Here is a 14,045-nt window from a genome sequence, read left to right as displayed (position 1 = left end):
TGGGAAGGTCCGGCCCGGGTGCCAGTCAGGCGCGTTGTGTTTGACGTTAGCTGGCGGTGACAAGACCAGTCGCGTTCAGGGAATGTGATCAAATAACTATGAACATTATTTTCGTTGGCAAGAATCCCGGAAAGTCCCGGTCGCTGCACGTCGGTTTTGCCGTCGCCGCCTGCACTCTCTTTGCGGGCGCGGTGGTGATCGGTGGCGCAGGGTGGATTGGTTACCGGATGGCCTCCAAGGCGCCGGAGCCGGTTGCCTATGGGGCATCGGCGTCACTGGTGAAAAGCTGGGAGTCCCGACTGAGCGACCAGAAAGCGCAATTGCAGCATGTGCGCGAAACCACCGGTCAGCAGGTGGACGCCCTGACGCTTCGCCTGGGTCAGATGCAGGGGCGCTTGTTGCGCCTTGATGCACTGGGGCAGCGTCTGGTGGAATCCGCGCACCTGGATAACGGCGAGTTCGATTTCGACCAGGCGCCGGCGGTCGGCGGTCCGGAGGATCCCGGTGGTGGCGAGTCCTTCCAGACGCCGGAGCTGAGTGCAATGATCGACCAGCTCGATGCCCGCATCAGCAACCGCGAGCAGCAACTGCGCCTGCTCGATCAGCTGTTGTCCCGGGAGCGCATCGAGGAAGAGCGTTTCGTGGCGGGACGTCCGATCAAGTGGGGTTGGTTATCCTCCCACTATGGTTATCGTACCGATCCCTTTACTGGCAAGCGTGCCTGGCACAGTGGTGTTGACCTGGCCGGCAAGGAAGGCAGTGACATTATTGCCGTGGCAGCCGGTGTGGTGACCTGGGCCGGCGACCGTCACGGATACGGTAACCTGGTGGAGGTCGATCACGGCAATGGCCTGCGCACCCGCTATGCACACTGCAAGAGGGTGGATGTGTCCGTCGGTGACGTGGTCGAGAAGGGGCAGGTCGTTGCGCAGATGGGCAGCACGGGCCGTTCAACCGGTCCGCACGTGCATTTCGAAGTGCGGCGCAACGGTAAAGCGCTCGATCCCGAGGATTATATCCAGCGCGCCAGCCGCTGAATGGCCGGTCACCGGTAAAAGCCACTGCGGGTTCGCCCCCAGTGGCTTTTTTGTGGGCAACGGCCGGTTTCGCGGCTCACGAATACCCTGTAATGTGACCGATCGCCCGGGGACATGGCCCTACCTTTCGCCCACAAAAGAAATAAGGTTAGAATGCCGTCTCTGTAGGGGGACTTCTGGAAAAGCGGCCTTCCGGTTCACGTCCGCGAGTCGGTTTTTCCAGCGGTTCTCAAGGCATTCCCGGGATGGAGCCCCTTGTCCCATCGTGCCTCGGTGCGGTGTCCTCTACGATGCCTTCCCCCGCACGGGGTCCTGAATTGGCAGGTGCCTGTGACCGACCGGGTCGCTGGGTGCATTTCGTTAATCAAAGAAGCAGTGGTCTATGTTCACGAAGGTCGCAACGAAGTTGTTCGGCAGTAAAAACGCCCGAGAAATCAAGCGGATGCGGAAGACCGTCTCCAGGATCAACGAACTGGAAGAGTCCTTCGGGGCGCTGTCGGATACTGAGCTGCAAGGCAAGACGGCCGAGTTCCGTCGCCGGCTGGATGAAGGCGAAACCCTGGACCAGCTGTTGCCCGAGGCCTTTGCTACCGCACGGGAAGCCGGCAAGCGGGTGCTGGGCATGCGTCACTTCGATGTCCAGATGATCGGGGCCATGACGCTGCACGAAGGCCGCATCGCCGAGATGAAGACCGGTGAGGGTAAGACGCTGGTGGCTACTGCGGCGGTTTACCTGAACGCCTTGCCCGGAGAGGGCGTCCATGTCGTGACCGTCAACGACTACCTGGCCTCCCGGGATGCGGAGTGGATGGGCAAGCTCTATCGTTTCCTGGGGCTACAGGTGGGCGTTATCGTGGCGGGCCAGGACAGCGCCGCCAAGCGGGAAGCCTATGCCGCCGACATTACCTATGGCACCAACAACGAATTCGGTTTCGACTACCTGCGCGACAACATGGCGTTCAGCACGGCTGACAAGGTACAGCGCGGCCTGAACTACGCCATCGTGGATGAGGTCGACTCCATCCTGATCGACGAAGCCCGTACCCCACTCATCATTTCCGGTGCGGCGGAAGACAGCTCCAAAATCTATCTGGCCGTCAACACCCTGGTGCCGAGCCTGGAGCAGGGCGAACCGGTGGAAGAGGGCGAGCCTTCCGGTGATTTCACCATCGACGAGAAGAGTCGCCAGGTGGAACTGACCGAAGCCGGTCACGAGAAAGTCGAGGACCTGCTGATCGAGAAGGGGCTGCTGGGTGAAGAAGAGAGCCTCTATTCGGCGTCCAACCTGAGCCTCCTTCACCACGTCCATTCCGCGTTGCGGGCGCATCACCTGTTCCAGCGGGACGTGGACTACATCGTCCAGGGTGGCCAGGTCGTCATCGTTGACGAGCACACCGGTCGGACCATGCCCGGCCGTCGCTGGAGTGAGGGGCTGCACCAGGCGATCGAGGCAAAAGAGGGCGTCAACATCCAGGCCGAGAGCCAGACCCTGGCTTCCACCACTTTCCAGAACTACTTCCGCCTCTACAATAAGCTGGCCGGCATGACCGGTACCGCGGATACGGAAGCGTTCGAGTTCCGCCAGATCTATGGCCTGGATGTGGTGGTTATCCCGCCCAACCGGCCGATCCAGCGCATTGACTACAACGATCTGGTCTACCTGACCCAGGAAGAGAAGTACCAGGCGATCATCGACGAGATCAAGGACGTCACCAGCGAAGGCCGTCCGGTGTTGGTGGGAACCGGCTCCATCGAAGCGTCCGAACTGCTGTCGATGCTGTTGCGCAAGGCCAAGATCGAGCACCAGGTGCTCAACGCCAAGCAGCACGAGAAGGAAGCCCATGTGATTGCGCAGGCCGGTCGGCCGGGCGCCGTGACCATCGCCACCAACATGGCGGGCCGGGGTACGGATATCGTGCTCGGCGGCAACTGGGAAGAGGAAGTGGCCCAGTTGGAGGATCCGACCGAAGAGCAGGTGGCCCGGGTCAAGGCCGAATGGACCGAGACCCACAACAAGGTGCTGGAAGCGGGCGGTCTGCATATCGTGGGCACCGAGCGTCACGAATCCCGCCGCATCGACAACCAGCTCCGTGGCCGTGCCGGCCGTCAGGGGGATCCGGGCTCCTCCCGCTTCTTCCTGTCGCTGGAGGACAACCTGATGCGTATCTTCGCCCCGGACCGGGTGAAGAACATCATGCAGGCGATGGGCATGAAGAAAGGTGAGGCCATCGAGCACCGCATGGTCACCAACGCCATCGAGAAGTCCCAGCGCAAGGTTGAGGGTCGCAACTTCGACATGCGGAAGACGCTGCTGGAATACGACGACGTTGCCAACGACCAGCGTAGCGTCATCTATGAACAGCGCAATGAAGTCATGGCCTCGGAAGACATCAGTGAACTGGTGGATACCGTTCGCGCCGATGTCGTCGATAGCGTGATCAGCGAGTACATCCCGCCGCAAAGTATGCCGGAGCAGTGGGACATCGCCGGTCTCGAGGCCCAACTGCAGTCCGAGTTGGCCGTCGACCTGCCGGTCCAGAAGTGGCTGGATGAAGACCAGAGCCTGTACGAAGAGAATCTGCGGGAGCGTATTCTCGAGGAGATCATCAAGGTCTACCGGGAGAAGGAAGAGATTGCCGGCGCCGAAGCCATGCGCAACTTCGAGAAGCAGGTTTTCCTGCAGGTGCTGGATACGCTTTGGAAGGAACACCTGTCCAACATGGATCATCTGCGTCGAGGTATTCACCTGCGCGGCTATGCCCAGAAGAATCCGAAGCAGGAATACAAGCGTGAGGCCTTCAACCTGTTTGAGAGCATGCTGGATGCCATGAAGCGCGACGTGACCCGGATTCTCTGCCACGTGCGGGTGCAGGGTGAGGCCGAAATGGAAGAGATCGAACGGCGCCGCCGGGAAGAGCTGGAACGCCAGATGGCGGCGGCCAACCTGAAGCACGAACAGGCCAGCGCCACGGCTACCGCCCGGTCGGCATCCGGAGAGGGTGACGATGGGCAGCAACCGCAGGCCCAGGGGCAGCCGGAAACCTACGTGCGCAGCGAGCGCAAGGTGGGACGCAACGAGCCCTGTCCGTGTGGGTCGGGCAAGAAATACAAGCAGTGTCACGGTCGGGTGGCCTGACAGGCGTATGGAAAAGCGCGGCCCGGTTCTTCGGGCGGCGCCCTGAAACAGGTGACGTCCGCTGAATCGGAACCGCTGGGGCGGGACCGGGATGGCGGACGTTTTTCGTATCCAGGGACCCCCTGAATCATTCCGGACCCGCGAGGGCAGCCGGGATTGATCCAGGGATCCCCGAGCAAGGAGATTGAGCATGGCGGTTGGTTTGGGGCCTTTGCCGGATTTCTACCCCGTAGCGGGCCTGCGATTGGGGGTTGCCCGTGCCGGGATCAGGAAGCCGGGGCGCCGCGATCTGGTCCTGATGGCACTGGATGAGGGGGCCCGCGTGGCCGGTATCTTCACGCGTAACCGGTTCTGTGCCGCGCCGGTCCTGGTGACCCGGGATCACCTGGGGCAGGCCGCGCCGCGTTTCCTGATGATCAATACCGGCAACGCCAACGCCGGAAACGGCGAACAGGGCCGGGTGGACGCCGAGGCATGCTGTTCGGCGCTGGCGGAACTGTCCGGCGTGACGGCCCAGCAGGTCCTGCCGTTCTCAACCGGTGTCATCGGCGAACCGCTGCCGGTTGAAAAAATCCGCAATGGCCTGCCGGAGGCGCTGGACAGCCTGTCGGAAACCCGCTGGGCCGAAGCGGCCGAGGGCATCATGACCACGGACACCCTGCCCAAGGGAGCCACCCGTCGTCTGGAGATTGACGGTCAGCCGGTCCACATCTCGGGGATCAGCAAAGGCGCCGGCATGATCCGTCCCAACATGGCGACCATGCTGGGCTTTATCGCCACCGACATCGCCATCGAACCGGCGCTGCTCCAGGCACTGGTCTCGGAACTGGGGGAGCAGTCGTTCAACCGCATCACCATCGATGGCGATACGTCGACCAACGACTGTTGCATGCTGGTGGCCACCGGCAAGAGCCAGGCCCCCGAGTTGACTGCCGACAGCCCACACCTGCCGGCCTTCCGCGAAGCCCTGCGAGACATCTTCATGACCCTGGCCCACGCGATCGTGCGGGATGGCGAAGGCGCGACCAAGTTCATCACCATCCGGGTGGAGACGGCCGCGAACCAGCAGGAAGCCCTGGATGTGGCCTACACCCTGGCGCATTCCCCGCTGGTGAAGACGGCGCTGTTCGCGTCGGATCCGAACTGGGGCCGTATACTCGCGGCCGTCGGCCGTGCCGGGGTGCCGGACCTGGATCTCACCGGAATCGAAATCGACCTGGGCGACGTGGCCCTGGTGCGTAACGGAGGTCGCGCCGCGGATTACACGGAGGCCCGGGGCCAGGCTATCATGGATCAATCCGACATCGGCATCCGGATTGCCCTGGGGCGAGGCGATGTGAGTGAAACGGTCTGGACCTGCGATCTGTCCCACGACTACGTCACCATCAACGCCGAGTACCGGACCTGATATGAAAGAAGTGCACGTTGCGGTCGGTGTGGTGCGCCAGGGGGATCGCATCCTGATCGCCCGGCGTCCTGATGACGCGCATCAGGGTGGGCTGCTGGAGTTTCCCGGCGGCAAGGTCGAGCCGGAAGAGCGTGTGCAGCAGGCCCTGGTACGGGAGTTGGACGAGGAAGTCGGCCTCCGTATCGATCCCCGGAACCTGCGACCGGTGATCGGCATTCGCCACGACTACGGTGACAAGCGTGTTTTTCTCGACGTGTGGGAGACCGACCGGTTCGAGGGCGAGCCCCACGGTCGGGAAGGGCAGCCGGTGCAGTGGCTGGCGGTCGACGCCCTGCATGACGATGATTTCCCGGCGGCGAACCGGCCGATTATCCGGGCGCTTCGATTGCCCCATCAGTATCCGATCACCGGGGACGCCGGCATGGATGGGGCGGCGCTGGTGGATCACACTTGCCGGCGCCTGGCGGCCCTGCGGCCGTCGATCTGCCTGTTTCGAGCTCCCTGGTTATCCCGGGACGCGTATCTTGATGCGGCCGGTCAGTTGCTGGACTGGTGCTCGGCCCGTTCGATCCGTTTGATGCTGCATGGCGATCCGGCACTCCTGGCGTCGATTCCCGCGGCCGGCATTCACCTGCCCTGGCATGTGGCGCGGCGACTGGACACCCGACCGTTGGCCAGTTCCGGGGTGTTGGGCGTATCCTGTCACCAGGAGGACGAACTGGCGCACGCTGCGCATCTGGGTGCCGATTTCGTGACCTTGGGACCGGTTGCCGAAACCGCCAGTCATCCGGATGCGGTGCCCATGGGATGGCCGCGCTTCACCGAACTGGCGGCCAGGGCAACGGTGCCGGTCTATGCGCTGGGCGGACTGTCCCTTGAGGATGTGGAGAGGGCCCGTGAGGCGGGGGCCCAGGGTGTCGCCGGTATCGGCACCTGGTGGTCGAATTGTTGAACCCGGGAGAGCAACCATTGAGTGAACTGACCCATCTGGACGAGACCGGCGCCGCACGCATGGTGGATGTGACGGATAAGGCCGTCACCAGCCGTGAAGCACGTGCCGAAGGATTTATCGCGATGCGGCCGGAGACGGTCGCCATGATCGTCGATGGCGAGCACCCCAAGGGGGACGTTCTGGCCACTGCCCGCATAGCCGGAATCATGGCGGCCAAGAAAACCCACGAACTGATTCCGCTGTGCCATGCCCTGAACCTGACGTCGGTGAAGGTGCATCTGACGCCGGTGAGTGACGGCGAGACCGGGGTGCATCTGGAAGCCGTGTGCCGGCTGACGGGGCAGACCGGGGTCGAAATGGAAGCGCTGACGGCGGTTAGCATCGCCGCTTTGACGCTTTACGACATGTGCAAGGCCGTGGACCGGGGTATGGTTATACGGGATGTGCGTCTGCTTGAGAAACAGGGCGGGCGCTCCGGCCATTGGAAAAGGGGGTAACGGCATGACCGCAGCGCTGGTGGACAATTTCGGACGGGAGGTCACCTACGTCCGCATTTCCGTCACGGACCGTTGCGATTTTCGTTGCGTGTACTGCATGTCCGAGGACATGACCTTCCTGCCCAAGTCCCAGATCCTGTCCCTCGAGGAAATCGAAGTCATTGCCCGCAACCTGGTGGCCTGTGGCGTCAGCAAGATTCGTCTGACCGGTGGCGAACCGCTGGTGCGCCCCGGTGTGGTCGGGCTGGCCGAACGCCTGAAGGCGCTGCCGGGGCTGCGTGAACTGTGCATGACCACTAACGGTGGCCGCCTGGAGGAGTTTGCCGAACCGCTCAAGGCGGCCGGTGTGGACCGGCTCAACATCAGTCTCGACAGCCTGGACCCGGAGCGATTCCGGGAACTGACCCGTATCGGCAAACTGGAGCGGGTGCTGGCCGGTATTGATGCCGCCCAACAGGCGGGGTTCGAGCACACCAAGCTGAACGCCGTCGTCCTCAAGGGGCGTAACGCCGACGAAGTGGTGCCGCTGGTACGCTTTGCGCTGGACAAGGGGCTCGACATCAGTTTTATCGAGGAGATGCCGCTGGGCGTGATCACCGAGCATGACCGGGCCGAGGCATTCTGCTCCAGTGACGAGATTCGCGAGACGCTGGGCCAGGTCTTTGACCTGCAACCGGTCGGCGATGACACCGGAGGGCCGTCCCGCTACTGGCAGGTGGAGGGCCACGCCAACCGGATCGGCTTTATCTCGCCACACAGTCATAATTTCTGTGGCGACTGCAACCGGGTGCGGCTGACCACGGAGGGGCGCCTGTTGCTGTGTCTGGGCAATGAACACTCCATGGACCTGCGGGAGATTATCCGGTCGCGGCCGGGGGACGACCTGGCGGTTCAGAGAGCGCTGCACGAGGCCATGACACTCAAGCCCGAACGGCATTACTTCTCCCACGACGCCGAGCCCCAGATCCTGCGTTTCATGAACGCCACGGGCGGTTGATACGCGTCGCCTGCGTTCGGTGTGCCGCGCAGTCGATCAGCGAATCCACCGCACGGCACACTACGTACCATTCAGGGTACGCCGACCCCGCCCATTCTGCTAAAATGCGCCGCCTGTTAATCTGAGTGAGGTACCGCCGTGGCCGTTCGCTATGTCCAGAGCTGCCGACTCCCGACGCCTTTCGGCGTTTTCGACATGCATGGGTTCGAGGAACCGGACACCGGCAAGGAGCACGTCGCCCTGACCCTCGGGTCTGTCGACGGGGATGCACCCGTGTTGGCCCGCACCCACTCTGAATGCCTCACCGGCGACGCGCTGTACAGCATGCGCTGTGACTGTGGTTATCAACTGGAAGAAGCGTTACGCAGTATTGCCCGGGAGGGGCGGGGGATCCTCATGTACCTGCGCCAGGAAGGCCGCGGCATTGGCCTACTGAACAAGATCCGCGCCTATCACCTGCAGGACCAGGGCGCCGATACCGTCGAGGCCAATGAGCAACTGGGCTTTGCGGCGGATCTGCGGGACTACAGCATGTGCAAGGACATGTTGGATCACCTGGGCATCGCCCGCCTCAAGCTGATGACCAACAACCCCCGCAAGGTCAACGCCCTGCGCGGCCTGGGCATTGACATCGTCGAACGGGTGCCGCTGCATGTCGGCCGCAATCCCCACAACGAGAATTACCTCGACACCAAGCAGAGCAAGCTGGGCCACTGGCTGGAGACGCATCAGGACGATGAGCCCTGAGTGATCAGCGATACAGGGAAGAAGGGCAGCCCCGGCGGGCTGCTCCAAAGCTGAAGAGGGTGTTGCAAAAGCCCCAGTATTCCAAAAGTTGCGTCGTACACTCCCTCTCCCCTCGAGGGAGAGGGGGGCGCCGTCCAGGCGCCCTTCTATCGCAGGCGATTATGTCCGGCGAGGCTTTCGCCTCGACCCCCTCTCTCCAAACCTCCGCTCCGCGCCCCGGCCCAAATCCAGAGGCTGTGGGCGTTCCGGCGGGCGAAGCGATGCTTCGCTGTTTCCGCCTGCACCCCGCCAGGGGAGAGAGGCTTTTACCCGAAAGCTTTTACAACACCCTCTGAAGCTTCGGCTACATTTCAGGGCCAGCTCAAGCATGTAGCAGAAGCTTCAGCTTCTTAGGCACCGAAGGTGCCCCGAATGAAATGCTTAAAGGGCGGGATAGTCACGTAGGTTGAGCTGACGCAGGACGCCCAACAATAAGCGGGCACCGGACGTTCCCGTTATCGTGGGCATGCTTGGAACACGGGTTCTCAAAAACCGGCTTGGCAACCATTGGATGGGATGAGATTGGCCGCAAACCCGGCCTGTTGGGCTTCCTGCGTCAGCCTACGATCTGAAGCTCCGGGCTATTTAACCGCCCGCAACGCCTTCAGATCGCTCATCTGGGTCAGGCGATCCTCGATCCGTGCCTGGATGGACTGGGTGGTCAGGCCGCATTCCTCAAGCTGTTCGCCGTGCTTGCCGTGTTCGATGAACTGGTCCGGCAGGCCGATTTGCAGCAGTGACGCTTCGATGCCTTCCCCGTTGAGGTATTCGGACACGGCACTGCCGGCACCGCCGGCTACTACGTTTTCTTCCAGCGTCACGATCAGGTCGTGTTTTTCCACGAGATCCCGGATCAGGTCGGTATCCAGGGGTTTTACGAATCGCATGTCCGCAACCGTGGCGTCCAGCGCTTCAGCGGCCGGCAGCGCGGTTGAGAGCAGGGTGCCGAAGTTGAGGAGCGCAATGCGCTTGCCCTCGCGGACGATCCGGCCCTTGCCAATGGGCGCCGTTTGCAAGGCGGTATCGATCACCGCGCCGGGACCGGTACCGCGGGGATAACGAACCGACGCCGGGCCTCGATGGGCCAGACCGGTCTGCAGCAGCAGGCGGGTCTCGTTTTCGTCCGAGGGCGCCATCACCACCATGTTGGGAATACAGCGCAGGTAGCTGATGTCGAAAGCCCCGCCGTGCGTGGGGCCGTCTTCGCCCACCAGACCGGCGCGGTCGATGGCGAACAGGACGTCCAGGTTCTGGATCGCGACGTCATGGATCAACTGGTCGTAGGCGCGTTGCAGGAAGGTGGAATAGATGGCTACCACCGGTTTGGCGCCGTCGCAGGCCAGGCCGGCCGCCAGGGTGACCGCGTGCTGCTCGGCGATGGCGACGTCGTAATAGCGCTCGGGAAAGCGTTGGCTGAACCTGACCAGGTCAGAGCCTTCGCACATGGCCGGCGTAATGCCCACCACGCGTTCGTCCTGCTCCGCCGTGTCGCACAGCCACTGGCCAAATACATTGGCGTACTTCGGCAGTTTCGGCGCCGGCTTGCTGTCCGCCGGTTTGACCGGTGGCTTCGGCTCGATCTTGTTGATGGCATGGTAGCCAATGGGATCCGCTTCGGCCGGGGCAAAGCCCTTGCCCTTCTTGGTGACCACATGCAGGAACTGCGGGCCGTCCAGGTCGCGGATGTTCTGCAGCGTGTCGATCAGCAGCGGCAGGTCATGACCGTCGATCGGGCCGATGTAGTTGAAGCCCAGTTCCTCGAAGAAGGTGCCGCCGGAGATCAGGCCCTTGAAATGCTCCTCGGTCTTGCGCGCCAGCGCCATCAGGTTGGGCGCCCCCTGCAGGAATTTCTTGCTGCCATCGCGGACTTGGTTGTAGGTCCGGCTCGCCAGCAGCTTGGCAAAATAGCTGGAGAGGCCGCCCACGTTCTGGGAGATCGACATATCGTTGTCGTTGAGGATCACCAGCATGTTGGTGCGCAGGTGACCGGCGTGGGTCAGGGCCTCGAAGGCCATGCCCGCGGTCATCGCACCATCGCCGATCACGGCGATACTCTTGCGCCGGGACTGCTGCATACGGGCCGCAATCGCCATGCCGAGTGCCGCACTGATGGAGGTGCTGGAGTGACCCACGCCGAAGGTGTCGTAATCGCTCTCGCCGCGCTTGGGGAAACCGGCCAGGCCGTCCTTCTTGCGGATGGTGCCCATGCGGGCGCGACGACCGGTGAGGATCTTGTGGGGATAGGCCTGGTGGCCCACGTCCCACACCAGACGGTCGTCCGGAGTGTTAAAGACGTAATGCAGGGCAACGGTCAATTCCAGCACACCCAGCCCCGCGCCAAAGTGGCCGCCGGACTGCCCCACGCTCCACAGCAGGAACGCGCGGAGCTCGCGGGCCAGTTGTGGCAACTGGTCCTCGCTCAGCTCACGCAGCTCATCGGGTGTGTTGACCCGGTCCAACAGTGGCGTGTTGGGCTGGCGAGATGGAATCTCCTTAAATGTGGTTGTGTCCTGCATCCGCTCTGATCTTCTGAATCGATATGGGGCGATTATACGGGATCGGTCACCGGACTTTCACATTTCCGTTTGGAAATGTCGCTCAATGCGTCCGCGTGACGACGAAATCGGCGATCTGGCGCAGCGGATCGGCGCTGCGACCAAATACTGCGAGCGCCGAGACGGCTTGTTCCTGCAAGGATCGAAGATGATCGCGGGTGCCGTCAATACCCAGGCACGCCGGATAGGTGGGCTTGTTGCGCGCGGCATCCGATCCCTGGGGCTTGCCGATGGTGTCGGTGGCGCCTTCGATATCCAGCAGGTCGTCCTGAACCTGGAACGCCAGACCCAGTGCCCGGCCGTAGCTGCGCAGGGCAGCGATCTGGGCTTCGTCGGCGCTTTCGGCGGCCAGCGCCCCCAGGCTGATGCTGGCTTCAATCAGGGCGCCGGTCTTGCAGCGATGCATGCGCTGCAGATCCTCCAGTGACAGGGACTGGCCCACCGAACCCAGGTCGATGGCCTGCCCGCCGACCATGCCCGCCTGGCCGCTGGCCCGGCTGAGGATCTGCAACATCCGCACGCGTGTGGGCGCGCTGTAATCACCCTCGGAGCCGATCACTTCAAACGCGAGGGTTTGCAGGGCGTCGCCGGCCAGAATCGCGGTGGCTTCGTCGTAGGCGACGTGAACCGTGGGTTTGCCGCGGCGCAGGGCGTCGTCGTCCATGGCCGGCAAATCATCGTGGATCAGTGAATAGGCGTGGATCAGTTCAACGGCGCAGCCAGGCACAAGGGCGGTATCCGGAGGGTGGCCGATGGTCATTGCCGAGGCCATGGCCAGGATGGGACGGATCCGCTTGCCGCCGCCCAGGACCGCGTAACGCATTGCTTCCTGCAGGCGGGGGGCGGGGCCCTCGGGATCATCCAGCCAGCGGTCCAGGGTGGCTTCGATGACGGTGCGCCACTGGACCTGCAGTTCGCTCATCGGTTGGCTGCTCATTGCCCGTCGTCGTCCTCATGGAACGGTTGGGTGACGAATTCGTCACCGTCGGCCTTGACCAGCTTTTCCACCCGCTGTTCCGCCTGTCGCAGCGCCTGCTGACACTCGCGGGTCAACCGGACGCCGCGCTCGAACGCCGCCAGGGATTTCTCCAGGGGCAGGTCCCCCTGCTCCAGGTCGCGGACCAGGGCTTCAAGCTCATTGAGGGATTTTTCGAAGTCGGCAATGGTGACGCCGGTTTCGTCAGTCATGACGGGGGTTCTCCGCGGCAGGTCTGTTTGCGGCGGAGTATACCAGAGCGCGACCGGTTTGCGTTTCCTATAGCGGCGGAGACGGCTATCCTCTATGGAAAATATCGGTTGGAGCAGGCTATGTGGCAGGGCGAGGAGCGCAGGCGGTACTACCGGGTCGATGACCGGGTCGCGCTGCGTTACATGCGGTTGTCCGACGGCGGGTCGGTGGCCGGTGAGTTATCGGATCTGTCACTGCGCTCGCGGCTGGCGGATCTGGAACTGATGCTGGACCAGGCCCTGGCCAAGCTGGCGGTCGCCGCGCCGGAGGTCCTGGAGGTGGCGGATCTGCTCAACCGCAAACTGGACCTGGCGCTGGAAGGTGCCGGACTGGGGCTGGACGGCGAGCGCCCGGCGACCCTGGTGACCCGGGACGTCAGTCTTTCCGGCAGCGGCTTTGCCTTTGCCGTCGGGGAGACATTGGCGGTGGGCGAAATGGTGCTGGTGGACCTGCTGTTCCATCCGGAGCGACGGACCATTCGCGCGTTAACCCGGGTGGTGGCCTCCGACGGCCCGGACGCCGGCTACCTGCGCCTCGATATCGAACGCATCACCGAGGCGGACCAGGAGTTGCTCATGAGCCACATCCTGCGCTTGCAGAGTGCCCGTTTGCGCCAGCGCGACGGGGCGTCTCAGTCCGAGCCGGATGAGTGAACGGCATCCCGCTGCCAGTTGAACGTCTGACGTCCGCCCGGCTCGCCGCCGCGTAACCATTCCTGTTCGGTGACCGCCACGGTCCCGTCCCGGTGCACCGAGACGATGGTGGTGGCCCGTGTGCCATAGGTCTGGCTGCGAATGAACGGCGACGACAGGAAACGTTCCCGCTCAAGACCGATCCCGGTATCCGGCAGGAAGTCGTCCGGTGCCGGCGTGGTATCCATGAGGGCCTCGATCAGGACCGGATGCAGCTGTTCCCGTGGCGTGTCGTGCAGACGATCATGCAGGGTCCTGCGTAACCGCACCAGTTTCGGCCATGGGCTCTGCAGCAGGTGGTTGCTCAGGCCGTAGACGCCGCGGTGCAGGGCGCGGCCGGGATGACTGTCCCGGTTACTGAAATACCAGCCCTGGCGATCGTCCACGCGGATCAGGTTGTAGCCCGCGAAACGGTCGGTGCTGTCCCGCAGGTGCTGGTCCAGTGAGTCGACGTCCTCCGTCAGCGCCTGGATTGGCAACTGTCCCCGGGACCAGTCGCCCCGCTCCGGCTGCCCGTCACGGAAATTGGTCACTGCGGCCACCCGACCGTCCCGGGTCACGCCCAGCCAGGTACCGCCGGATTGTTCGTCGCGACCGGCCAGCATCTCCGGAGAGGACCACCAGTGCATGGCGCGGGTCGGGCGCTGGTAGAATTCGTCGCGGTTGGCGGCGACCACCAGCGGCAGGTCAGGGTGCTGGCCAATGGCAAACAGGATGAGGCACATCGTGATTTCCGGTTGGTTTCTGGGGACGGTGC

Annotated in this window: 12 protein-coding genes; 8 read left to right on the top strand and 4 right to left on the bottom strand. The window is 63.3% G+C overall.

The annotated features are described in order from the left end of the window. The first annotated feature begins 98 nt into the window (after positions 1–98). The 7 genes from EZI54_RS09885 to ribA all read left to right on the top strand — a co-directional run bounded on the left by EZI54_RS09885 (position 99) and on the right by ribA (position 8,774). Positions 99–1,037: a M23 family metallopeptidase gene (locus EZI54_RS09885; protein WP_131481492.1), complete on the top strand. Its 939-nt coding sequence runs from the start codon at positions 99–101 to the stop codon at positions 1,035–1,037. Between the two features lie 382 nt (positions 1,038–1,419). After that, complete coding sequence (gene secA, locus EZI54_RS09880; RefSeq protein WP_131481490.1) at positions 1,420–4,173, top strand: preprotein translocase subunit SecA; 2,754 nt, start codon at positions 1,420–1,422, stop codon at positions 4,171–4,173. Between the two features lie 190 nt (positions 4,174–4,363). Continuing rightward, a complete protein-coding gene (gene argJ, locus EZI54_RS09875; RefSeq protein ID WP_131481488.1) occupies positions 4,364–5,581 on the top strand; it encodes a bifunctional glutamate N-acetyltransferase/amino-acid acetyltransferase ArgJ in 1,218 nt (405 codons plus the stop codon). Between the two features lies 1 nt (position 5,582). Continuing rightward, positions 5,583–6,533: a Nudix family hydrolase gene (locus EZI54_RS09870; protein WP_131481486.1), complete on the top strand. Its 951-nt coding sequence runs from the start codon at positions 5,583–5,585 to the stop codon at positions 6,531–6,533. Positions 6,534–6,550: 17 nt separating this feature from the next. Continuing rightward, entirely contained in the window at positions 6,551–7,030 is a 480-nt protein-coding gene (gene moaC, locus EZI54_RS09865) for a cyclic pyranopterin monophosphate synthase MoaC (RefSeq protein WP_131481484.1), read from the top strand. A 4-nt stretch (positions 7,031–7,034) separates the two neighbouring features. Further along, positions 7,035–8,027, top strand: a complete 993-nt coding sequence (gene moaA, locus EZI54_RS09860; RefSeq protein WP_131481482.1) for a GTP 3',8-cyclase MoaA — start codon at positions 7,035–7,037, stop codon at positions 8,025–8,027. A 138-nt stretch (positions 8,028–8,165) separates the two neighbouring features. After that, complete coding sequence (gene ribA / locus EZI54_RS09855; RefSeq protein ID WP_131481480.1) at positions 8,166–8,774, top strand: GTP cyclohydrolase II; 609 nt, start codon at positions 8,166–8,168, stop codon at positions 8,772–8,774. Positions 8,775–9,394: 620 nt separating this feature from the next. On the opposite strand, the gene dxs is transcribed toward ribA, so the two are convergent. The 3 genes from dxs to EZI54_RS09840 form a co-directional block, all read right to left on the bottom strand. Continuing rightward, positions 9,395–11,329, bottom strand: coding sequence for a 1-deoxy-D-xylulose-5-phosphate synthase (dxs, locus tag EZI54_RS09850; protein WP_131481478.1), 1,935 nt, complete (start codon positions 11,327–11,329; stop codon positions 9,395–9,397). An 82-nt stretch (positions 11,330–11,411) separates the two neighbouring features. Continuing rightward, positions 11,412–12,305, bottom strand: coding sequence for a polyprenyl synthetase family protein (locus EZI54_RS09845; protein WP_131481476.1), 894 nt, complete (start codon positions 12,303–12,305; stop codon positions 11,412–11,414). Beyond that, positions 12,302–12,556, bottom strand: coding sequence for an exodeoxyribonuclease VII small subunit (locus tag EZI54_RS09840; RefSeq protein ID WP_131481474.1), 255 nt, complete (start codon positions 12,554–12,556; stop codon positions 12,302–12,304). The genes EZI54_RS09845 and EZI54_RS09840 overlap by 4 nt, the downstream gene beginning before the upstream one ends. A 120-nt stretch (positions 12,557–12,676) precedes the next feature. On the opposite strand from EZI54_RS09840, the gene EZI54_RS09835 reads away from it, so the two are divergent. Continuing rightward, a complete protein-coding gene (locus EZI54_RS09835; protein ID WP_131481472.1) occupies positions 12,677–13,249 on the top strand; it encodes a PilZ domain-containing protein in 573 nt (190 codons plus the stop codon). On the opposite strand, the gene EZI54_RS09830 is transcribed toward EZI54_RS09835, so the two are convergent. After that, positions 13,228–14,013 (bottom strand): NRDE family protein, encoded by a 786-nt coding sequence (locus EZI54_RS09830; protein WP_131481470.1) that lies wholly within the window; start codon positions 14,011–14,013, stop codon positions 13,228–13,230. The two genes, EZI54_RS09835 and EZI54_RS09830, sit on opposite strands and share 22 nt — an antisense overlap. Positions 14,014–14,045 lie beyond the last annotated feature (32 nt).

This window comes from Marinobacter halodurans (assembly GCF_004327985.1).
In the GTDB taxonomy this organism is placed as follows: Bacteria; Pseudomonadota; Gammaproteobacteria; order Pseudomonadales; family Oleiphilaceae; genus Marinobacter_A; species Marinobacter_A halodurans.
The sequence above is the reverse complement of the archived record's forward strand: the minus strand, read 5'-3'. Positions and strand labels throughout refer to the sequence as shown.